This is a genomic window from Arthrobacter sp. YAF17 (genome assembly GCF_052113365.1).
GTDB lineage: Bacteria > Actinomycetota > Actinomycetes > Actinomycetales > Micrococcaceae > Arthrobacter.
This window is the reverse complement of record NZ_JBFRDB010000034.1, coordinates 1-21,864: the sequence shown is the minus strand read 5'-3', so window position 1 is coordinate 21,864 and position 21,864 is coordinate 1. Positions and strand designations below refer to the sequence as shown.

Annotated in this window: 16 protein-coding genes, 1 rRNA gene and 1 pseudogene; 7 read left to right on the top strand and 11 right to left on the bottom strand. The window is 68.4% G+C overall.

Annotated elements, in window-relative coordinates; all coding sequences use genetic code 11:
• Together rrf and AB4Y67_RS18260 are read left to right on the top strand one after the other, a co-directional pair.
• Nucleotides 1-72 (top strand): 5S ribosomal RNA (gene rrf / locus AB4Y67_RS18265); the annotation flags it as partial.
• A 357-nt stretch (nt 73-429) separates the two neighbouring features.
• A complete protein-coding gene (locus AB4Y67_RS18260) occupies nt 430-1,278 on the top strand; it encodes an SDR family NAD(P)-dependent oxidoreductase (protein ID WP_441407174.1) in 849 nt (282 codons plus the stop codon).
• Between the two features lie 396 nt (nt 1,279-1,674).
• Here AB4Y67_RS18260 and AB4Y67_RS18255 read toward each other — a convergent pair whose 3' ends face one another.
• The 7 genes from AB4Y67_RS18255 to AB4Y67_RS18225 all read right to left on the bottom strand — a co-directional run bounded on the left by AB4Y67_RS18255 (nt 1,675) and on the right by AB4Y67_RS18225 (nt 13,194).
• Nucleotides 1,675-3,531 carry an EAL domain-containing protein gene (locus tag AB4Y67_RS18255; protein WP_441407173.1) on the bottom strand — a complete coding sequence of 619 codons (1,857 nt, stop codon included), beginning with the start codon at nt 3,529-3,531 and terminating at the stop codon, nt 1,675-1,677.
• A 344-nt stretch (nt 3,532-3,875) separates the two neighbouring features.
• Nucleotides 3,876-5,978 (bottom strand): putative bifunctional diguanylate cyclase/phosphodiesterase, encoded by a 2,103-nt coding sequence (locus AB4Y67_RS18250; RefSeq protein WP_441407172.1) that lies wholly within the window; start codon nt 5,976-5,978, stop codon nt 3,876-3,878.
• Between the two features lie 152 nt (nt 5,979-6,130).
• Entirely contained in the window at nt 6,131-8,341 is a 2,211-nt protein-coding gene (locus AB4Y67_RS18245; protein ID WP_441407175.1) for a sensor domain-containing protein, read from the bottom strand.
• A 166-nt stretch (nt 8,342-8,507) separates the two neighbouring features.
• A complete protein-coding gene (locus AB4Y67_RS18240; protein ID WP_441407171.1) occupies nt 8,508-9,959 on the bottom strand; it encodes a UDP-glucose dehydrogenase family protein in 1,452 nt (483 codons plus the stop codon).
• Nucleotides 9,956-11,122, bottom strand: a complete 1,167-nt coding sequence (locus AB4Y67_RS18235; RefSeq protein WP_441407170.1) for a glycosyltransferase family 4 protein — start codon at nt 11,120-11,122, stop codon at nt 9,956-9,958. Before AB4Y67_RS18235 ends, AB4Y67_RS18240 begins: the two co-directional genes overlap by 4 nt.
• A 387-nt stretch (nt 11,123-11,509) precedes the next feature.
• Nucleotides 11,510-11,758, bottom strand: a complete 249-nt coding sequence (locus tag AB4Y67_RS18230) for a hypothetical protein (RefSeq protein ID WP_441407169.1) — start codon at nt 11,756-11,758, stop codon at nt 11,510-11,512.
• Nucleotides 11,758-13,194, bottom strand: coding sequence for a flotillin family protein (locus AB4Y67_RS18225; protein WP_441407168.1), 1,437 nt, complete (start codon nt 13,192-13,194; stop codon nt 11,758-11,760). The genes AB4Y67_RS18230 and AB4Y67_RS18225 overlap by 1 nt, the downstream gene beginning before the upstream one ends.
• Nucleotides 13,195-13,445: 251 nt before the next feature.
• On the opposite strand from AB4Y67_RS18225, the gene AB4Y67_RS18220 reads away from it, so the two are divergent.
• On the top strand, nt 13,446-14,828 hold the full coding sequence (locus AB4Y67_RS18220; RefSeq protein WP_441407167.1) for a phenylacetate--CoA ligase family protein: 1,383 nt from the start codon (nt 13,446-13,448) through the stop codon (nt 14,826-14,828).
• A gap of 166 nt (nt 14,829-14,994) precedes the next feature.
• Here the strand turns inward: AB4Y67_RS18220 and AB4Y67_RS18215 are convergent, their stop codons facing one another.
• Nucleotides 14,995-15,900 (bottom strand): HNH endonuclease, encoded by a 906-nt coding sequence (locus AB4Y67_RS18215; protein WP_441407166.1) that lies wholly within the window; start codon nt 15,898-15,900, stop codon nt 14,995-14,997.
• Between the two features lie 55 nt (nt 15,901-15,955).
• Here AB4Y67_RS18215 and AB4Y67_RS18210 point away from each other — a divergent pair, with 55 nt between their 5' ends.
• A complete protein-coding gene (locus AB4Y67_RS18210) occupies nt 15,956-16,135 on the top strand; it encodes a hypothetical protein (protein WP_441407165.1) in 180 nt (59 codons plus the stop codon).
• Between the two features lie 265 nt (nt 16,136-16,400).
• On the opposite strand, the gene AB4Y67_RS18205 is transcribed toward AB4Y67_RS18210, so the two are convergent.
• Entirely contained in the window at nt 16,401-16,805 is a 405-nt protein-coding gene (locus tag AB4Y67_RS18205) for a DUF4383 domain-containing protein (protein WP_441407164.1), read from the bottom strand.
• Between the two features lie 251 nt (nt 16,806-17,056).
• Between AB4Y67_RS18205 and AB4Y67_RS18200 the strand changes: the two genes are divergently transcribed.
• Entirely contained in the window at nt 17,057-18,373 is a 1,317-nt protein-coding gene (locus AB4Y67_RS18200) for a cell division protein PerM (protein ID WP_441407163.1), read from the top strand.
• Nucleotides 18,374-18,398: 25 nt separating this feature from the next.
• On the opposite strand, the gene AB4Y67_RS18195 is transcribed toward AB4Y67_RS18200, so the two are convergent.
• Nucleotides 18,399-18,839: a hypothetical protein gene (locus AB4Y67_RS18195; RefSeq protein ID WP_441407162.1), complete on the bottom strand. Its 441-nt coding sequence runs from the start codon at nt 18,837-18,839 to the stop codon at nt 18,399-18,401.
• 39 nt (nt 18,840-18,878) lie between these two features.
• On the opposite strand from AB4Y67_RS18195, the gene purN reads away from it, so the two are divergent.
• Nucleotides 18,879-19,463, top strand: a complete 585-nt coding sequence (purN, locus tag AB4Y67_RS18190) for a phosphoribosylglycinamide formyltransferase (RefSeq protein WP_441407161.1) — start codon at nt 18,879-18,881, stop codon at nt 19,461-19,463.
• Nucleotides 19,464-19,535: 72 nt separating this feature from the next.
• Here purN and AB4Y67_RS18185 read toward each other — a convergent pair whose 3' ends face one another.
• Complete coding sequence (locus AB4Y67_RS18185; protein WP_441407160.1) at nt 19,536-20,888, bottom strand: MFS transporter; 1,353 nt, start codon at nt 20,886-20,888, stop codon at nt 19,536-19,538.
• Between the two features lie 150 nt (nt 20,889-21,038).
• Between AB4Y67_RS18185 and purH the strand changes: the two are divergent.
• Nucleotides 21,039-21,864: pseudogene (purH, locus tag AB4Y67_RS18180) on the top strand (bifunctional phosphoribosylaminoimidazolecarboxamide formyltransferase/IMP cyclohydrolase); the annotation flags it as partial.

Genomic DNA, 21,864 nt, shown 5'->3' with positions numbered 1-21,864 from the left:
CCGGAAGCTAAGACCCACAGCGCCGATGGTACTGCACCCGGGAGGGTGTGGGAGAGTAGGTCACCGCCGGAACATCATTACACGGTCGAGAGCCCCAACCACAGGTTGGGGCTCTCCCGCATTTAACCCACAAACCACAACCAGGACCCTCCCGCATACGGTCCAACCCCTCCCGCATACCCGAGGGCACACCGTCGAGGCAGCAGTTCACGGCAATGTCACGCACCAACACTGCCGCCAACTGCCCACTCACCGCAGATCATGCCGGCCACACCCCAACCCTCCCGCACACCCGGGGGCAAAAGGTCCAACCCTCCAACAAATCCGTCCGGAGCGTCGCACCGGAACGTTGGTCATCCCGGCGTCGTTAGAGTTCGGTAGGCTCGATTCCAATATCCCGCTAACCACTTCCGCCTAAAGGACTTCTTTATGACTGCACGGACCATCGTCATCACCGGCGCCAGCGACGGCATCGGCGCGTCCGCCGCGCGGACCCTGAGCAAACAGGGGGAGCGGGTGGTCGTCGTCGGACGTTCCAGGGACAAGACCGAGCGGATCGCGAAGGAGATCGGTGCGCACTTCTTCGTCAGCGACTTCGCGGAACTGGCACAGGTGCGCCAACTCGCCGCGCAGCTGAAGGAGAAGTATCCGCGGATCGACGTCCTGGCCAACAACGCTGGCGGCATCATGGGCAAGCGTGAGCTCACCCTGGACGGCCACGAGAAGACCTTCCAGATCAACCACCTGGCCCCGTTCCTGCTCACCACCGAGCTGATGGACGTCCTCACTGCCAGCAACGCCACCGTCATTAACACGTCCAGCGCCGCGAACTCGCTCTACGGCAAGCTGGACCTTGGCGACCTCGAGACCACCACCAAGTACTCCGCCAACCTCGCCTACGGCAACGCCAAACTCGAGAACATCCTCTTCACGGCCGAGCTGAACAACCGCTATCAGGCTGCCGGCATCTCGACGGCGGCCTTCCACCCCGGCGTCGTGGCCACCAACTTCGCAGCCGATACCACCAGCCCGTTCCGGTTCCTGTACCGGAGTTTCCTCAACCGGTTCATGCTGAGCCCCGAACAGGGCGCGGACACGCTTGTGTGGCTCGCCACGGCCGCACCAGGGCAGGACTGGGTCTCCGGCGCTTACTACGCCAAGCGGGCCCTGGCGAAGGCCAACAAGCAGGCGTACGACTCCGGCCTCGCGGGGGAGCTGTGGGAGCGGAGCGCGGCCATGGTTGCAAAGGATGTCGACAAGCTCGACTTCCCGGCGTAACGACAGCGGCCTGCTCGTAGGTGCGGGAGCGTCCATACCCGCCGGATTTTCAAGAGCGATGACTGATTTCCTGCCGGAGGTGCGGGAGCGTCGTTGGTTTTCCCGCCGGATCTGAGGGAGCGTCGGAGCTTCGTTTCCCGGGAGCGACGCTCCAGCCCAGTTACTCGTGCGGGCAGGGAGGCAAAACCGCGGCAGGACACGGAGCACCTGACGGCTGAGCGGCTTCGGCGCCGTGTAACTGGGCAGGAGCGTCGCCCCCGGAGGCGGCGCCCAGCGTAGCCGTCCACGCAGGTCGCGCCCAATCCCGCCGGATTTGCGGGAGCGTCGCCTGATTCATGCCGGACGTGCGGGAGCGTCGCGCCCAAACCCGCAGGAGCTGCGGGTGAGTGGCCCGGGCTACCGCCCGGCGTCGACCTTGTCGATCGCCGTCAGCGCGCTCTCCATCGTCCCGGCCAGGTCGCTGGCCGGGGCCGGCTTGGCGAACAGGTAGCCCTGTAGGGAGTCGCAGCCGCGGTCCATCAGATACCGGGCCTGGGCGGGCGTCTCGATGCCCTCGGCCGTGACCTTCAGGCCCAGGCCGTGCGCGGCGTTGATCATGGTGCCGAAGAACGGCAGCTGCTCCTGGCCGGTCTTGATCATCGCCACAAAGGAGCGGTCGATCTTGACTTTGTCCAGCGGCAGCTCCTTGAGCCGGCCCAGCGACGCGTACCCGGTGCCGAAGTCGTCCATCGCGATCCGCACGCCGGCCTCCCGGAGCTGCCGCAGCTGGCGCAGCACGTCCGAGTCCGATTCGAAAAACACACTTTCGGTCAGTTCCAGCACGAGCTGGCGCGGGTCCACCCCGGTGGAGGCCACAATCGCCAGCACATCGGTGGCGAAGTCGCGGTTCTGGAACTGCAGGCCGGAGACGTTCACCGCGACGCTGTACGCGGCGTCGCCGGCGAGCCAGGGCCGGATTTCCGCGCAGGCCCGGCGCATGACCTCGTCGCCGATCTCACGGATCAGGCCGCTCTGTTCGGCCACAGGCAGGAACTGGTTGGGCGGGACCAGCCGGCCGTGCCGTTCCCAGCGGGCAAACGCCTCGAACTGCACCACGGCCCCGAGCCCGGGGGACACCACCGGCTGGTAGTGCACCGAGATCTGGCCCAGCTCCACCGCCTGCCGCAGCCCGGCCTGGCCGTCCGCCTTGGCGGCCACGGTGTTCAGCATCTCCGGCCGGAACCGCAGCCACGCGTTCTTGCCGCCGGTCTTCGCGGCCGTCATGGCCGCGTCCGCCTGCCGCAGCAGCTCCGCGCCGTCGAGCGTCCCGGGGGTCCTGGAGGCCAGGCCCATGCTCACGCCCGGCCGGACCAGGGAGCCGCCGACCCGCAGTGGCTCGTACAGCGACTCGGCGATCCGCTTGGCCACGGCATCGGCGTTGAGGCACTCGGTCAGGAGCACCACAAACTCGTCGCCGCCGAGCCGGGCCACGGTGTCGTGCGGCCGTACGCAGTTGCGGAGCCTGCTCGCGACCTCCATCAGCAGCTCGTCCGCGGAGGAGCGGCCCAGCATGTCGTTGAGGTTCTTGAAGTCATCCACGTTCAGCAGCAGCACATCCACCGGGTCCGGGCGGCGCAGCGCCGCGGCGAGCCGCTCGTTGAACAGCGTGCCGTTGGGCAGCGAGGTAAGCGGGTCCCGCAGCACGCCGGCCCGCATCTGGTCGTCGTGCCCGATGAAGGCGGCGGGAACGGCCGCGGACGCAGCAGCAGCAGTACGACGGCGGTGCGTTGCGGCGTCCGCCGCTGTGCCGGCACCCGCAACGGCACCGGCGTCCGTGTAGGTGCCGGCAAAAGTGAGGGCGGCCGCGGCAGTGCCGGCGTGGCGGTTCCCGGACTGCGCAGCCGGACGGTGCCCGGCCCCGCGGACGGACAGCGCGACGGACCGCGCGGCCGGACCAGCACCGGCGTCGGACGGCAACAGCGAACAGGTGATCTCGACGGGAAGTTCGGTGCCGTCGGCGCGCCGGCCTGAGCCGGCGAAGGGCTGGCCGGAGCGTGGCGCGGAGGCGCCCAGGCCGGCGAGGACGCCATGGAAGGGCTCGCGGGAGTCCTCGGCCAGGAGCAGGGACGAATCGGCGCCCAGCAGCTGGGCGCGGGAGTACCCGAAAAGCTCCTCAGCGGCCGCGTTCAGAAACGAGATGGACCCGTCCGGATCCAGCAGCAGCAGCGGGTCCGGGCTGTGCTCCAGCAGTAGGTGTGCGAGTCCAGATTCCATGTGTTTTGCCTGCCCCCCAAGCGACGGATGCGAAGTGGCAGCCGTCCTTGCGGAGAACAAGGCGGGCTGCGCTCACTGAATCATATGTGGTGCGGACCCCGCGCGTGATACGCATCATGTTGCGGCCAGAATTGTGTCGCCGTCGGCGGCCCCGGAGCCGACCCGCCGCGACCCCGCGGCGGCCCCGCGGCGGCCCCGCGGTAGCCCGGCGTCGGCCCGAGAGCCGACCCGAGAGCCGACCCGAGAGCCGACCCGAGAGCCGACCCGAGAGCCGACCCGCCGGCCCGGCTGCCAGCCGGCCTGGCGGCCCGACGCCGCCGGACGGCCAGCCCTTACGCGCGCAACTATGCCGGCAGCGGAACACCCTCCAGCGCCGCAATGGCCGCGAGGGAGTTGCGGATGCCGAGCTCACGCCGGGCCTCGGGCTCGGGGCGGGAGAAGAAGAAGCCCTGCAGGGCGTCGCAGCCGTGATCCATCAGGTAGCGGGCCTGTTCCGGGGTTTCGATGCCCTCGGCGGTGACCTTCAGCCCGAGGCTGAGGGCCATGTGGATCATGGAGGTCAGGATGGGCAGCTTCTCCGTCCCGGAGCGCAGCATCGAGACAAAGGACTTATCGATCTTCACGATGTCCACGGGGAGTTCCTGCAGCCGGCCGAGCGAGGAGTAGCCGGTGCCGAAGTCGTCCAGGGCCACCCGGATACCGGCCCCGCGCAGGGTCACGAGTTGGGTGATGACGTGGCAGTGGGCATCGAAGAAGACGCTCTCCGTCACCTCCAGGACCAGCTGGTGCGGGTCCACACCGCTCCACGCCGCGATGTCCAGGACGCGTTCGGCGAAGTCCGGGTGCTGCAGCTGCACGCCGGAGACGTTCACTGCCAGTGTCCGGCGCGGGTCTTCCGCGAGCCAGGGCTGGAGCTCGGTGCAGCTGCGCCGCAGCACTTCCGCGCCAATCTCCCGGATCAGGCCGCTGCGCTCCGCTGTCTGGATGAACGTGTCCGGGGGCATCAGCTTCCCGTCCCACTGCCAGCGGGCCAGCGCCTCGAACTGCACGACGTCCAGCTGCTCGGCGGACACCACCGGCTGGTAGTGCACGTTGATCTGGCCCAGTTCCACGGCCCGCCGCAGCCCGGAGGTCAGCTGGGTGCGCTCCAGCAGGGCGGCTAGCATCTCCGGCCGGAAATGCACGTAGCAGTTCTTGCCGGCTTCCTTGGCCGCGTACATGGCCAGGTCCGCCTGCCGCAGCAGCTCGGAGGACGTCATGGTCCCAGGGCCACGCGAGGCTACGCCCAGACTCAGGCCCGGCCGCATGAGGGTCCCCTCGATGGACACGGGCGCGTTCAGGGCGGCCACGACCCGCTGGGCCACGGCGTCCGAATCGTTGCAGTCCACCAGCAGCACCACGAATTCGTCCCCGCCGAGCCGCGCCACGGTGCCGTGCGGCCCCACGCACTTCTGCAGCCGCCGCGAGACCTCCACGAGCATCTCGTCCCCGGCATGGTGGCCCAGGACGTCGTTGACTTCCTTGAAGTCGTCCAGGTCCAGCAGCAGCACGTGCACAGGCCCGGGGGTCAGCAGCGCGGCGGCGGCGCCTTCGTTGAAGAGCATGCGGTTGGCCAGCCCCGTCAGCGGGTCCTGGAAGGCCAGTTCCTTGAGCTTGTCCGTCTGTTCGGCGAGTTCTTCCATGGCGCGGCGGGCCTGGTCCTGCGCGCGCTGCCGGGTGGTGATGTCGCGGAAGTTCCAGATCCGTCCCACGATCTGATCGGCTACCGTCTGCGGCCGGGAGTACAGCTCCACCGTGCGGCCGTCCTTGAACTCCAGCACGTTGTTGCTCTGCTTGGCCCTGTCGCCGTCCAGCTCCGTGACCTTCTGCAGGAAGTCGTCCGGATCGACCAGCTGCTGGGCGATGAAGGTGACCAGTGCCGTCGGGTCCTCCGCCGTGATCAGCGCCGGCGGCATGCCCCACAACTTGAGGTACTGGTCATTGATCCCGGTGATCAGCCCTTCGTTGGAGACCACCACAATTCCGTCGGCGGTGGTTTCCAGCGTGGCATCGAGCAGCGAGACCGCCAGGCGGCGGCCCGAGTCGGTGTCCTCCCGGTGGCTGCCGTCCCGGACAGCAACCGCCATGGCCGTGCCGCCGTCGACCGTTACCAGCGAGCAGGTGATCTCCAGCGACAGTTCGCTGCCATCCCGACGCCGGCCTGCCGCCGCGAAAGGGCGCCTGCCCGCGCCGCTGCCCCGGCCCAGCCGGCCGAAGACCCGCAGGAACCCGCCGCGCTCGTCCTCGGAGAGCAGGATGTTGTGCCCGACGCCGAGCAGCTGTTCGCGCGGATAGCCGAAGAGTCGCTCCGCGGCCGAGTTCACGAACGCGATGGTTCCGTCCGAGGTCAGCAGCAGATACGCATCGGGGCCCTGCTCGAGCAGGCTTTCTTCAATCCCAGTTTCCACGGCGATACCGGCCCCCAAAGCGACGGATGTTGACGGACGTGACTTAAAGTCCGACGGCGGCGCCGCGGACAAGCGTTTCCTGAATCATAGGGTCCGTTGCCCGCTTGTCCAGCACCTCGCCACCGGACTTTTGCGGATCACCCTTTTACGGGTCAGCGGAGCCCGGCGACCCGATCTCCGCGGAGGGCGGCGAATGCCCCGGCGGACCGGGCGATCGCGGACGCCAGGGCGGGCTCGGCTTCGGGGCCTGAAAACAGGAAGCCCTGCAGCAAATCGCAATCCAGGTTCATCAGGTACTCGGCCTGCGCCGGCGTCTCCACACCCTCGGCGGTGACGGTCAGTCCCAGGCCGTGGGCCATGCTGATCATGCAGCTGAGGATCGGCAGGTTCTCCTCGCCGGTGTTGATCATGGAGATAAAGGACTGGTCGATTTTGAGGGTGTCCACGGGCAGGTCCTGGAGCCGGCCCAGCGAGGAGTAGCCGGTGCCGAAGTCGTCCAGGGCCACCCGCACCCCGGCCTTGCGGAGCGCAATGAGCTGCTGGATGACGTGGCAGTCGTCGTCGAAGAACACACTCTCTGTGACTTCCAGGACCAGCTGCCGGGGATCCACCCCGCAGGATCCGGTGACGGCCAGGACCAGCTCGGCGAAGTCGCCGTGCTGCAGCTGGACCCCGGAGACGTTGACGGCGAGGGACCGGAAGGGGTCCTCCGCGAGCCAGGGCTTCAGCTCGGTGCAGCCCTTGAGCAGGACCTCGGTGCCGATCTCCACGATCAGGCCGCTGCGCTCCGCCGTCGGGATGAACTGCTGGGGCGGGACCGTTTCGCCGTCGCGTTCCCAGCGGGCCAGCGCCTCGACCTTGACCACAACGCCGAGCCGGGACGAGACGATCGGCTGGTAATGCACGGCGATCTGGCCGGCGTCCACGGCCACCCGCAGCCCCGCCTCCAGCTCGGTGCGCGCCACGAGCGACTTCATCATTTCCGGCCGGAACCGCAGGTACCGGTTCTTACCGGCCGTTTTGGCCGCGTACATTGCGACGTCGGCGCGGCGCAGCAGTTCGGAGGCGTCCACGGCGTCCTCGTGGAGGGACGCCAGCCCCAGGCTCAGGCTGGGGCGGAGCATGGTCCCGTCGATCCAGAGCGGCACACGCAGCGATTCGACGATCTTCCCGGCCACCGCCTCGGCGTCCGGCGAGCCGACCAGCAGCACCACGAATTCGTCACCGCCCAGTCGTGCTACAACGTCGTTGGAGCGGACACATTCGCGCAGCCGCCGGCCCACCTCGATCAGCATCTGGTCGCCGGCGTGGTGGCCCAGGATGTCGTTGACTTCCTTGAAGTCGTCCAAGTCCAGGAGCAGGACGTCGACGGCGGCACCGCGCGGGCCGAGCAGTGCGGAAGCGAGCCGGTCGCTGAAGAGCTGGCGGTTGGCCAGGCCGGTCAGCGGGTCCTGGAACGCGAGGGCCTTGAGCTGGGCGGCCTGCTCGGCGAGGTCGGCCATGGCCTTGGCGATCCGGTCCTGCGCGATCCGGGCCGGGGTCACGTCCCGGAAACTCCATACGCGCCCCACGACCTTGTCCGCGACCTTCTGCGGGCGGGAGTAGCGTTCGAAGGTCCTGCCGTCGCGGAAGTCCAGGATGTCGTTGCTTTCCGCGGAGGGAGCGGCGTAGAGCGCGGTGACCTTCTCGACGAACTGCGCCGGATCCACCAGCTGGTCCAGGACGAAGCCCATGACGGCCTCGTCGTCCTGGGTGGCCAGGAGCTCCCTCGGGATGCCCCACATGGAGATGAACTGGTTGTTGACGCCGGCGATCCGGCCGTCGCCGTCGACAACGAGGATGCCGTCGGCCGTGGATTCCAGCGTGGCGCTGAGCAGGGACATGGCTTCGCGGAGTCCGGCATCCGCGGCCAGCCTGTGGGAGGTGTCTCGGACGGCGACGGCCATGGTGGCGGGGGCGTCGTCACTGTCCTGGGCCAGCAGAGAGCACGCCACTTCGCCCTGGAACTCGGTGCCGTCGCGGCGCAGGCCGTAAGCCTCGACCGGGGGGAAACCGGGGGACATAGGGGACGTGGGGGCGTCAGCGGCCGGACCGGCGTCGGCGTCGGCGTCGGTGGTGAGGGGGCCGCCGTCGGCGTCCTTGCGCAAGGCGAAGAAGAGCCGCTGGAGGCCGCTGCGGAAGCCTTCGGCGAGGAGCATCCGGTGGTCCTGGCCCAGGAGTTCGTCCCGGGTGTAGCCGAACATGCGTTCCGTGGCGGCGTTGACGCGGAGGATTGTGCCGTCCTCGGTGACCACCAGGAGGGCGTCCGGGCTGGACTCCAGCACCGCTTCGATGCCGGGTGCCGGGTACGAGGAAGCCGTCACGCGGCCACCGCCGTGAGAATTTGAGACCACCGGTAATCCATTGAAAAGCCCTCCCCTCAGGAAATCATAGGGGGTCGCTGGTTCGGGAGGCGTCCAAGCGGGGGTGGCGCGGCGGCATTTTGGCGGACGTGGTGACGCGGGCGGGCAACAGCCGTGGGCGGCCAGGTCACCCGGGCCGGTGTCCGGCGGCGCTCAGGCGTGTGGGGCTGGGGGCGGTGGGCCTGGTTGGGCCGGGTATGGTTGCCGTGGTGCGGGCTGCGCTGAGGCTGGGAGCAGAGCCCCGGCCCAGTCCGCGGACCGTCCAGCCTTCCGTCTCCCAGACGGAGGCGTCGAGGACGTTCCGGGCGTCCAGGAGGGTCCGGCGTCGTACGCGGGCCCCGGCGTCGGCGGGCGAGAGCGCCGCGTACTCGTCCCACTCGGTCAGCAGCAGCACGAGTTCCGCCCCGTCCAGTGCCTGGGACGTGGACGGCTCGAAGCGGAGCTGCGGGTAGCGCAGCCACGCGTTGTTGATCGCGGCGGGGTCCGTCACCGTGACATGGGCGCCGGCGGACGCCAGCTGGAGGGCGACGTCCATGGCAGGGGAGTCGCGGATATCGTCCGTGTCCGGCTTGAAGGCCGCGCCGAGCACCGTGACGCGGCGGCCGCCGAGCTGGCCGCCGCACAGTTCCGCGGCCAGACCGACGGTGCGGGAACGCTGGTCCCGGTTGATGGAATCCACCACGTCCATCCACCGGTCCACCGACTCCACGCCCAGGGCCGCCGCCTGGACCCGGAGCGAGCGGATGTCCTTGGGCAGGCAGCCGCCGCCGAACCCCAGGCCGGCGTGGAGGTACCGGCCGCCGATGCGCGGATCCATGCCCATGGCCGCGCCCAGCTGCTTCACGTCGGCGCCCGTGGCATCGCACAGTTCGGCCATGGCGTTGATGAAACTGAGTTTCGTGGCGAGGTACGCGTTCGACGCCGACTTGATCAGTTCCGCCGTGGCGAAGTTACACACGAGCCGCGGAATCCCGGCTGCCAGCAGGGGCGCGTAGACGGCATCGAGGGCTGCGGTGATCGCTGCGCCGGGGTTGCCGGTTCCCGTGGTGGCGTCCTCCTGGGCGGAGTCCTCCGGGACTCCGTAGACCAGGCGGTCCGGGACCAGCGAATCCTTGACCGCGGTGCCCTGGCGCAGGAATTCGGGGTTCCAGCCCAGGGGCACGTCCGGCCGCGGGGACAGCACGCCGCGGAGCATGTCCACCGTCCCGACCGGGACTGTGGACTTGCCCACCAGCGCGGACCCGGCGGCAAGGTGGGGGAGCAGCGCCTGGGTGGCGGCGACGAGATAGCTGAGGTCGGCACCGTCGGAGGTTTTGGACTGCGGTGTGCCCACGCAGAGGAAGTGCAGCCGGGCATCGGCGGCGTCGGCGAATCCCGTGGAGAAGCTGAGCCGGCCGGTGGCGATACCGTCGCGCAGGAGTTCGTCCAGGCCCGGCTCGAAGAACGGCGCCGTGCCCCGGCCCAGCTGCCCCACCTTGGCGGCATCGACGTCGATCCCCACCACGGTGTGGCCCATCGACGCGAGGGTGGCCGCGTGCACGGCCCCGAGGTAACCGCAGCCGATCACGGAAATTTTCACAGGGTGACTCCTTGAGGGGTTGTGCTGGTGGTTCGGCTTGCGTGGGGGGTGTGGGCGGCGAGGACCGCGTTGTAGTGCTGGACCAGTTCGGCGCCGAGCGCGGACCACGTCCGGCCCTGGACCGAAGCGTGGGCCGCCGCGGCGAACGCGCGGCGCTTGGCGTCGTCGCCCATCAGGTCAGCCACCCGGGACCGCAGGGCGGCGAGGTCGCCGGGCTCATACAGCCAGCCGGTGCGGGAGTTCTCGACGAGGTCCAGCGGGCCGCCGCGGCCCGTCGCGACGACGGGCACGCCCGAGGCCATGGCCTCCTGAATGGTCTGGCAGAAGGTCTCGAACTCGCCGGGATGCACGAAGAGGTCGAAGGACGCCACCGCCCGGGCCAGCTGGTCGCCGCCGCGGAACCCGGTGAAGACCGCGTCCGGCAAGGCAGCCTGGAGGGCCTTCCGCTGGGGTCCGTCGCCGACAATCACCAGCCGGGTGCCGGGGATATCGGCCAGTACGGCGAGGTCCTGCACCTGCTTTTCGACGGCGAGGCGGCCCACGTAGCCGATGATGCGCTCGCCGGCCGGGGCGACGGTGCCCCGCCATCCGGCGTCGCGCTTGTCCGGGGAGAACCGCTGCGTGTCCACGCCGCGCCGCCACATCTGAACCCGCGGGATGCCGCGGCCGCGGAGCTGGTTGAGCGCGAAGCTGGAGGGGGCGAGGGTCCGGGAGGCCAGCAGGTGGATGTTCTCCACCCGGTTCCAGGCCCAGTTCTCCAGGAAGGGGACGCCGTACCGCCCGGCGTAGCCCGGGACCTCGGTCTGGTAGATGGCGATGGTGGGGATCCCCAGCTGGTGTGCGGCCTGCGCCGCGCGCCAGCCGAGCACGAACGGGGACGCCAGGTGGACCACGTCCGGTGCATAGTCGGCAAGGATTCGCTTGACCCGATAGACACCGCCCAGTGCCACCCGTACGTTCGCGTAGCCGGCCAGCGGGACCGAGGGCAGCCGGTGGACATGCGCCCCGTAGACCTCGCCGGGCGCTCCTGTGTCCTGCGTGGACGGCGCGATCACCAGCACATCGTCTCCGCGCTCCTGCAGATGCTCCAGCACCCGCAGGATTGAGTGGGTTACCCCGTTCATCAGCGGCAGGAATGACTCAGCGACAATTGCGATCCTCACCCCTCCACCCTGCGTGGGCCGGCTTTCGGCGCGGGGTGGGGCGGATGGCGGGCGGGGGAAGAGTGGGTTAACGGGGTGTGGTTCGGATGCTGGCGTTCGCGCCACCCCACCCACTGGGCCCGCGGTCCGGCGCCACTGGACATGCCCGCCGGCCGCGCCCAGGACTGGACATAGTGCCTTATGCCCTCTCGTGGTCGCGACGAATGGGCATGTTCACCGGGTCGCCGGTCCGCCGACTGGTTCCTGGCCGCCCATTCCACTGGGCATGCTCTCCGCCCAGGGCCAGGCGTGGACATGGTGCCTTATGCCCTTCCGTGGGTGCGAAGAATCAGCATGTCCACCCGCGGCGGACAACGCTCCGGGCGTGGCGTACTCGGCGTCGCGCTTCTAGCCTTGGCTGTCCTTCCGCAGGACGTCCGGCAGCTCGTCGACGTAGACAGTTTGCGGGGGCTCGTAGTAGATCACCAGGACCTCCTCGCCAACCGCGAAGACACTGGTCTTGTCGAACGGGTGGGCGTGGAAGGCGCTGGTTCCGCCACGGAACGGCAGCATGACTTCGCCGATGGTGCCCGGCGCGATGCGTCCGGTAACCCGCCCGATCCGGCCGGTGAGGCTCCGGTCAACGTCCCTGTGCATTACGCTTCCGGAGCTTTCGGGGGCCGCTTTGCATCCTCCCGACCATTCCTTAGCGAGGACCTGAGGGCGGGAAGGTAGTCGCCCACCTGGGACAGGATTCCGCCGATCATGCGGTTGATGCCGTCGCCGCCGTTGAGGACGGTGAACTGGCCAACGTGGGCGAAGGGCTCCGCTGCAGCCGCGATGATGGCCGGCATGTTTTCCGCCAGCTGCTGAGAAATAACGGCTTCCTGGTTCGTGCCCAAGGCCTCGGCGCGGGCCTTGATGCCGTCCGCTTCGGCCAGCGCCTTGGCCTTGACAGCCGAGGCGGCAGCATCGCCGCGGGCCTTTGTGGCCGCGGCCTCCGCCTCGCCGGTAACCCGGGTGGCTCCGGCCGCGGCGGCCGCAGCTGTGGCATTGGCGTTGGCCTGAAGTTCCGTGCGCCGGGCGTTGGCCTCCGCTTCGAGTTCAGTGCGGCGTGCCAGCGCCTCGGCGGCGCTGATATCGGCCGCCTTCTGGCCCTCGGCATCGGTACGTTTCGCGTAGGCCTTGGCATCGGCGGGCTTGCGGACCGAGGTCTGCAGTTTCTGTTCCTCCCGGTCGGCCTCGAGCTTGGCCACCTCGGTCTCCTGGACCACCACCTGTTGGCGGGCCGTCGCGTCGGCGAGGGGGCCGGCCTGGGCGGCATGGGCCTTGGCCCGTTCGGCGTTGGCCTGTGCCTCGGATTGCCGGATGGCCGAGATGCTTTGTGCGTCCGCGATCAGCGCCTCCGCTTCGGCTTCCTTTTCCGCGGCCTCACGGTTCCTGGTGGCCTCGGCGATGCGCGCCTCCATCTTGACCTGGGCGATATGCGGTTTGGCGATGTTCTCAATGTAGCTTGTGGGATCCTGCAGGTCCTTGATCTGGAGCGAATCGACCACCAGTCCGAGCTTTTCCATTTCAACGCCGCTGGCGCTGCGGACCTGTGAGCCGAGCTTGTCGCGCTCGCGGATGATTTCCTCCATGGTCATGCTGCCGATGATCGAGCGCAGGTGCCCCTCGAAAACGTTGTAGACCTGGCTTTCCATCTTCGCCTGCTGGCCGAGGAAGCGCCGCGCGGCGTTGGCGATGAACGGCGGGGCGTCCCCGATCTTGTAGATGACAACACCTTCGACGATTACCTGGATGCCCTGCGACGTCACGCACGAGACTTTGAGCTCGGTTTCATTGAGGGTCAGGGACAGTGTCCTGACGGTCTGCAGCCCGGGAAACACGAGCGCGCCCTTGCCGGTGACGATCTTGAAATCCATGCCTTCCCTGGTCTCCAGGGTTCCCCGCGTCAGCCCCGAGATGATGAGGGCTTCATTGGGTTCGGCCACTTTCCACATCAGTTTTGTGGTCAGCCAAATGACAGTGATGACAACGGCCGCCCCGATGAGCGTGGCAATCAGCGGGAGGAAAACTGAAAAATCCGGCATAACCAGGTCCTTTCACGATGCTGGAAAAGGTGGTGCGGCACGGCCCCCAACCGTGCCGCTGGTAGAACCCGGCCGGACGCGAAAACGGAGGTGAAGGGCCGCCAATCCAGCTGTTGTAGACAGTGTGATGCGGTCCCCGCCGCAAAGTCCAGCGATTGAATGCTGCGGGGACGAAAGCCCCTGTCACGGCGTCGGCTCAGGTGGAAGGGTGGATGTGGGCCACCCGGGCCGGCCCGGGAAGGGAATTCGCGATGCGTGGTGTCTCCGGAACGATGGTCGGGATCGCCTGGGACATCTGGCGCGCCGAGCGGGAAGGCCCGGAAGGGATCTCCCGCCGGCAGCGGGCCCGGCTCGCGGAACTCGTGGGCTTTGCCCGGTCCGCTTCACCCTATTACCGCCACTTGTATCGGGACGTGCCGGACGACGTCGCGGATGTGCGGCAGCTTCCGCGCGTCGGCAAGCGGGAGCTGATGGAAAACTTCGACGACTGGGTGACGGACCCGCACATCACCTTGGCCCGGCTGGCATCGGACGTGCTCTCTGACCTGTCCCATCTGGGGAGCTTCTACCGGGGCCAGTACCTGGTGGTCACGTCGTCCGGCACCTCCGGGGAGCCGGCCGTCCTGGTGCACGACCGTGCCTCGTTGACGGCGGCGGGCGTCGTCGCCGGGATCCGCGGGCGCCGGACCCTGATGACGACGGCGGATGTGCGGACTCTGCTGCGCCACGGCCCGCGGGCGGCGGCCCTCGTCGCGGACGGCGGCCACTTTTCCGGCGTCGTGATGACGGAATCCGCCCGACGGCGCAGCCCCGCCATAGCCCGGCGGGTGCGGGTCTTCTCGGTGCTCAGGCCGCTGCCGGAGCTCGTGGGGGAGCTCAACGACTTCAGGCCGACGATGCTCTACGGGTACCCGAGTGCCATGCTCCAGCTCGCCGAGGAACAGAAAGCCGGGCGGCTGCGGATCGGCCCGGCGCTGGCCGTCAGTTCGGGCGAGAAGCTGACCGCGGCGGGACAGGCGGAGATCGCAGCGTCGCTCGGCTGCCGGGTGACGGACCGCTATCTTTCGTCAGAAGTCCCAGCCCTGACCTACCTCTGCCGGAACGGCGCGTTCCACGTCAACACTGACTGGTACATCCTGGAACCGGTCGACGCGGACAACCAGCCCGTCCCCGCCGGCGTCACGTCCCACACGGTACTGGTCACCAACCTGGTCAACCGGGTGCAGCCCATCATCCGCTACGAACTCGGAGACCGGGTCACTTTCGCAGCATCTCCGTGCCCGTGCGGCAGTCCCTTCCCTGCTGTGAAAATCGAAGGCCGCGCTGGGGACCTGGTGTCCTTTGAGGCGCCGGACGGACACTCGGTCACAGTCCTCCCGCTGGCACTGGGCACCGTGATCGAGGAAACCGCCGGAGTACGCCGCTTCCAGGCGATCCGAACCGGGCCGCGGACTCTGCGCCTGCGGCTGGAGCCGGACGAGGGCGCCGACAGGGCGCAGGTGCGGGCCGCCGTCGAGGACCGGTTGGCCAGTTTCTTCGCGGCCCACGGGATTGGAACCATTGCCATCGAACATGCGGACGAGCCGCCCCGGGCCGACCGCAGTGGCAAGTTCCGGCAGGTCTGGTCCCTGTGAGGGCGCGCTGAACCGGGCCGACGTCGTAGTGGGCGCGGACGCCGACCGGCAATGCCAGGGTGAGCCTCCTTGGCCGGGTCCAGACGCCGACCGGTGGGCATACGATTCGCCGCATAGGGCCGCTCTGCAAGCGCGCGAAGCGGCCATATGTGGCGAACGGCTATGCCTACTGCGGTCCCAGGAGCTCCCGGGCGGCACGCTGTGCCTCCAGTTCCTCGGGGCTGACGGTTGCTCCGCGGAGGAATCCGGCGTCGCCGATGACGCGCCGGAGCTCGGCCACGGTCCGCGGGGTGCCCACGCCCTGGTGCGCCATGGCGTGGCAGTTGGCGCAGAGCGGGACGAGATCGGAAATGGGATCGAGCTCGTAGCCGCTGCCGAGTTGGGACACGGGGACGAGGTGGTGTACCGGGATGAAGTCCCTGCCGATCTCGCCGTACTTCTGTTCGAAGGAGAATCCGCAGGCCGCGCAGCTCGTGCCGTGGTGTGCGATGCAGGCCCGCCGCGCGTCGGGGTCCTGTTCGTAGCGGTTGACCTCGACCCGGGTGACCGCGTGCTGAGGGTAAGTGCCGGGGGCCGGCCGGGTGGGATCCGTGCCGGGCGGGGGTCCGACGTCGCGCCACAGGGCCCTGATCGCTGCTTCATCGGCCGGATCGTCGACCAGCGCCTCGGCATGATCGCCGGCCCACGGGATGCCGGGTGCGGCGTCTATGAGAACGCCGACGGCGATCTGCTCGCCGGGCGGCAAGAGCGAATCCAAGGCCACCTGCACATAGATCGTGGCCTGGTCCGGAGTCGCCCCGCGCGGATCGAGGGAGTGTGGCTCAGGAGTGCGTGGATCGGGAACGTTGGGCCCGGCGGCGGGCTGCACCGAAAGCACGACGCCGTGGCCGATCAATCCGCGGCCGCGGTCTCCCTGCAGGAGCAGCCAGGCGTCCGTGCCCGCGGCGATCTGGTCACCGCCCAGGCCCCACCGCTCAAGGTGCAGTCCCGTCGCGGCGACGCGTTCGACGGCGGCCGGGTAGTTCCAGCGGTTCCAGCGGTCCGGGTTCCAGCCCAGGATGATGGCGGTCATCTGGCCATTCTCGCAGGGGCGGACCGCAGTAAAATTGATAGCAGAGGTGTTGGACATGACCGGGTCCTTTGTGGTTCTGCTGATCATCCTGGCAGCGGTTTCCCTGGTCGCCATCGTTGGCACGGTGGTGCTGGTGATCCGCGACGGCCGCGGCAAGGTTCCGGTGGAAAAGTCGGACCGCCCCTGGACCGCGGGGAACCTGCCGAGCGTTCCGTACTCGCTGATCCGGTTCTAGGTTGCGCCCCTGCGTGTAGGCCCGGACGTACTCGGCCCCCACCGATTCGCCACGTATGGTCGCTATCCGGGTACTCGTAGCGGCCATTCGTGGCGAAGGGTGGAGCCAGGGACGGCGTGGCAGCCCACCCAAAACCCCGCAAACACAAAGAAAGCTGGTGCAGTCGCTGCGTTTCCGCGAGGCGACTGCACCAGCAGGTAGTACGAATTTTCAGATTGCTATGAAACGTTACTCATTCGCGGCTCCCTTTATCCCGGTTGTTCGCTTACCGGGTTTTTGCGTCCTCGGCCAGATGCCTGGACATCAGCCAACCGGCGCCTACCATTGCTAGGCCCAAGATCATAAAGCCCCACGCACCCATGACATTCATCGACAGGAAGTTGGCCATCGACGACACACCGACAATGAGCGAGTAGGCGCTCAGGACGATGTAAAGCAGGCCAAAGCCCATCAGGAAGTTCCGGGCGCCCATGGGGTTGTTCCGGGACATCACTACGCCGACGGTGCCGATGAGGGCCTGGATGATGTTCAGCAGTATCGATACCTGGAACAGGCCCAGGAACAGGGCTGTGGAATTCGGTCCAACGATGGCCAATGAGTTGTACTGCGTGGTGATGCCGGGGATGAATCCGAGGATGCCCACGACTATAAGGACGATACCTACACCCATGCCGACGTTCTGGACATCTGTCCGTCCAAAGTGAACGCCATGTGCATGTGGAGATGCGGTAGTCATTTTCTGCCTCCAACCAATGATTGCGGACAGTACAATTTTACGGCCGGGTAGGGGAAAAAGCGCTGGAGAGCTGACCAGTTGAAGTGAGGGCGCACTCCCTGGAACGGGGCAAAATCACGGCGAAATCGGCCCGTTGAGCCTGTCGCACCGGGCAGGATCCCCGGCTCGTGGCACGATGGATCACGATGAAACTGCGCGCTGATCAGACCGGGGAACGTGGGCTTCCGATGCCGTTGTGGCTGCAGGGAGCCCTCGAGTCCGCGCAGGCAGCCATCATCTCGGCCCTGGTGGTGGCCGCTCCGATCGTCGCCGTGTGGGCCACCGCCGGTTTCCAGAACGGCGCCGCCGACGTCCTGGCCCGCCTCGCCGGGCAGGCCTGGCTGCTGATCCACGGGGTTCCGCTGCTGCTCGAAACGGTCGGCGCGGGCTCCGCGGCCCAGCCGGAATCCGGCGTCCTGTCGCTCACGCCGCTCGGGCTCACCCTCATCCCGTTCCTGCTCGCCTGGCGCGCGGGCCGGCGGCTCGCCCGGGCGTCGTACACGGACCAGCTCTGGCAGGCGCTGCTCGGCTCCTGGCTGATGTACGCCGGGTTCGGCCTGGCCACGGGCTTCGTCTGCCGCACGCACGACGTCGGCGTGGGCCTCTGGTCCGCCGCCCTCATCCCGCTGATCCCGTTCGGGCTCGGCATGGTGATCGGTGCCCGCCGCGAGGCAGGCTCCTGGAGCCGGCTGATCGGCGTCGACGCCGTCGCCTGGCTCTCCCGCACCAGCCAGCATTCGCGCTGGGCCGGGTCCTACCTCGTGTCCGCGATCAAAGCCGGCTTCGTGGCGCTCCTGGCCAGCCTGGCGATGTCCTGCACACTTCTCGCCGCCACGCTGATCGTCCATTGGAACCTCGTGATCGCGGTCTATGAAGCGCTCGACGCCGGCGCCCTGGGCGGTGCTGTGCTCACCATCGCGCAGCTCGGCTTCCTGCCCAACCTGGCGGTGTTTGCGCTCGCCTGGACCTCCGGTGCGGGTGTGGCCCTCGGCGTCGGCTCCCAGGCCGGCGCCCTGGGCACCGCCGTCGGGCCGCTGCCGTCCATCCCGGTGTTCGCGGCGCTGCCGGCCGGGTCGCTGGACTACGGGGTTGCGGCGCTGGTGGTGCCGGTCCTCGCCGGGACCCTGGCCGGCTGGTGGTTCCTCCGGGAGGGCGAAAACCACTTTGACGAATGGCTCTCGATCAAGATCCGCGCGCGTTGGTTCACCGCCGCCGTCTCCACGCTGTGGCTTGGCGTCCTGGTCGGCTGCGTTGCCGGGCTGTTCGCCGCAGGCCTGGCGTGGCTGGCCCGTGGTTCGGCCGGCATCGGACGCCTCACGGAGATCGGCCCCGACCCGCTCACGGCGGCACTGTTCGTGGCCGCGGAGGTGGGGATCGGCGTCGTGATCGGTTACGCTGCCGGGCCGTGGCTGGAACGCCAGCAGAAGCTGCGCGAAGCGGACCTGGAGACGGCGTCGCTGTGACGCGGCGCGCTGCCTGGCGGAACTCTTAGCGGAACTGCGGCAGTGATTTTTCCAGCTGGGTCTGGCACATGGAGGCGGCCTGCTGGGTGAGGGCCGCGCGGCTGCACTGCTGGTAGTCCCGGACCTGGTTGAAGAACAGCGCCGAGGACAGGAGCAGCAGCATCTGGATGGCGAGGACCACCAGCCCGGAAATCGTCCCGAACAGCACGAACTTGGATTCCTTGAAACTGGCGTACCGGACCAGCACCATGATGCCCAGCACGATCGCGGCCACCGTCAGGAGCGCGCTCAGCCAGAGGTAATTGATGTCCAGCTGGTAGACGAAGAACGATCCCAGCACCGCCACGATGAAGCTGCGGAACAGAAGGTGGGTCTTCGCCTGCGAGGCCTTGGCCGCGTCACTGAGCGGGTGCTGGCCCTGCGGCTGGCCGCCCTGGCTGCCGGCGGGGTCGTTCGGGGGATTCATGTTTTCCAGCCTACGCGAGCGGCCCCATAAGCTAGGACAATGCGCATCGTAGTCCTCGTCTCCGGCACCGGCTCCAACCTCCAGGCCGTCATCGACGCCGTAAAAGAGGGACAGCTCGACGTCGAGATCGCCGCCGTTGGTGCCGACCGGCCCGGGACTTTCGGGGTGGAGCGCTCCGCCGCGGCGGGAATCCCGACCTTCGTGGTGGACTTCAAGGCCTACCCGGACCGGGCCGCCTGGAACACGGCGCTCACCGACGCCGTGGCCGGGTTCGCCCCGGATGTCGTGGTGTCGTCCGGGTTCATGCGGATCGTGAGCGCGGACTTCATCGACGCGTTCGGCGGCAAGTACCTCAACACCCACCCGGCCCTGCTGCCGTCCTTCCCCGGCGCGCACGGGGTCCGCGACGCGCTGGCCTACGGCGTGAAGGTCACCGGCTGCACGGTGCACTGGGCCGACGCCGGGGTGGACACGGGCCCGATCATCGCGCAGGAAGCCGTGGCGGTCGGGGACGGCGAGACCGAAGACTCCCTGCACGAACGGATCAAGGTGGTGGAGCGCCGGCTGTTGGTCGCTACCCTGGCCTCGCTCGCCGCGGAGAAGGCCGCCGAAACACCCCGTTGAGCTATCACTTTTGGTGCTTCACAGCGGTTCAGAAGCACCAAAAGTGATAGCTCATCCGGGGTCCTGGACGCGCTAGGAGAGGTGGCGCTGCTTGGTCTCCGGGGCGAAGAACGCCATCCACAGCACGCTCAGCAGCACCAACACGCCGGCGATCGCGAACGACGTCGCCAGGCCCAGCTCCGGCCAGAGGAACGCCGCGAAGATCAGCGGGCCGAAGCCGGCCCCGAGCCGGGAGAACGTGGAGGCCCAGCCGAAGCCGGAACCGCGCAGCTCCGTCGGATACAGCTCGGAGACGTAGGCGTAGAGCACCGGGATGGCCACCTGCACCACAAAGCCGAACACCAGCAGCCAGAACACGGCCGCCGTCGGGATGTCCACCACGATCGCGACGATCACCAGGGTCAGTGCGGACAGCGGGCCGGTGATCGCCAGGATCCATTTGCGCCCCACCCGCTCCACCAGCAGCGCGGCCACCACCACGCCCAGGAGCCCGACGGCGGCCATGGAGGCGGTGGTGAGGAACGCCTTGTACTCCTCGAAGCCGGCGCCGATCAGGATCCGCGGCATCCAGGTCAGGGACAGGTAGTACACCAGCAGGATGCTGAAGAACAGCGACCAGGCCGCCGTCGTGATTTTCCAGTCGTACTGCCAGAGCAGGCGCAGCTGGGTCCAGGCGCTGCCGGCGGAGAGCTTCGGGGCGTCCTTCGCCTCCGGCAGGCTGTAGACGCGCGGTTCGGCCCCGGTGGCCGCGACGAGGTCGTCGATCACCTTGGCGGCCTCGTCCCGGCGGCCCTTGCGGATCAGGAACAGCGGTGATTCGGGGACGCTGCGGCGGACCCAGAACACGAGCAGCGCCGGCAGGACCATCACCAGCATGGTCAGCCGCCAGTCGCCGTACAGGGCCACCAGACCGGCCGAGATGAAGCCGCAGAGGGCGGCGCCGATGGGCCACCAGCCGTCCATCGCGGTGAGGACCTTGCCGCGCTGCTTGCGGGGCGTGAATTCGCCCACCAGGGCGTAGTCCACCGGGATGCAGCCCCCCAGGCCGAAGCCGGCCATAAAGCGGAACGCGACGAACCAGAGGAAGTCGGGGGAGAACGCGCCCAGCACAGTGAAGACCGAGAAGATCAGCAGTGTGGCGGTGAAGGCCTTTTTGCGGCCGATGGTGTCCGCGATGGTGCCCCAGATGAAGGCGCCAAGGGCCATGCCGATCAGGTTCGAGGCGCCGATCCAGGCGGCCTCGCCCGGGCTGAGGGACCAGTGCTTGGACAGCAGCGGAATCAGGATGCCGTTGAGCGTGACGTCCCAGGCGTCGAACATAAAGCCCAACCCGCCGATCAGGAAGATCCGGCCCTGCACCTTCCAGCGCCATGGCAGTTCCTGGACCACCTGTTCGCCGCTGGGCACAGTGGTGTACGTATTCATCTCAGCCTCCTGGGAAAACTCTACGTGGCCCGGCCGCGGCCTGCGTGTGCTTCATACTCCGGCGCGCGGGAAGGCCCGCCGCGCCGACGCGATAAACTGGCCGCATCCCCACCACCCGCGGCCCCGCCGCGATATAAGACGGAGACTTTTGTGAGCTTCACGCAGCTTGACCGTGTATCCATCGACCGTGTTCCCATTCGCCGGGCCCTGATCTCGGTCTACGACAAGACCGGTCTGGAGGAGCTCGCGAGGGGCCTGCACGACGCCGGCGTCAAGATCGTCTCTACCGGCTCCACCGCCAAGAAGATCGCCGCCGCCGGCATCCCTGTGCAGGAAGTCGAAGAGGTCACCGGCTCTCCGGAAATGCTGGACGGCCGCGTCAAGACCCTACACCCGCGCGTGCACGGCGGCATCCTCGCCGACCGCCGGGTCCCGGCCCACATGGACACGCTCGCGTCGATGGACATCGAGCCGTTCGACCTCGTCGTCGTGAACCTCTACCCGTTCGTGGAGACCGTCAAGTCCGGCGCCGCGCAGGACGACGTCGTCGAGCAGATCGACATCGGGGGCCCGGCGATGGTGCGCTCCGCCGCGAAGAACCACGCCGCCGTCGCGATTGTGGTGGACCCGTCCTCATACAGTTCCGTGGTGGCTGCCGCTGCCTCCGGCGGTTTTGACCTGAAGACCCGGCGCCGGCTCGCCGCCAAGGCCTTCGCGCACACCGCGACCTACGACACCGCCGTCGCCAGCTGGACCGCGAGCCAGTTCCTCGACGAGGACGGCGACGGCGTCATCGACTGGCCCGCGTACGCCGGCCTGGCCCTGGAACGCTCCGAGGTGCTCCGCTACGGCGAAAACCCGCACCAGCAGGCCGCCCTCTACGTGGACAAGGCCGCGCCGGCCGGCATCGCGCAGGCCGACCAGCTGCACGGCAAGGCCATGAGCTACAACAACTTCGTCGACGCGGACGCCGCCC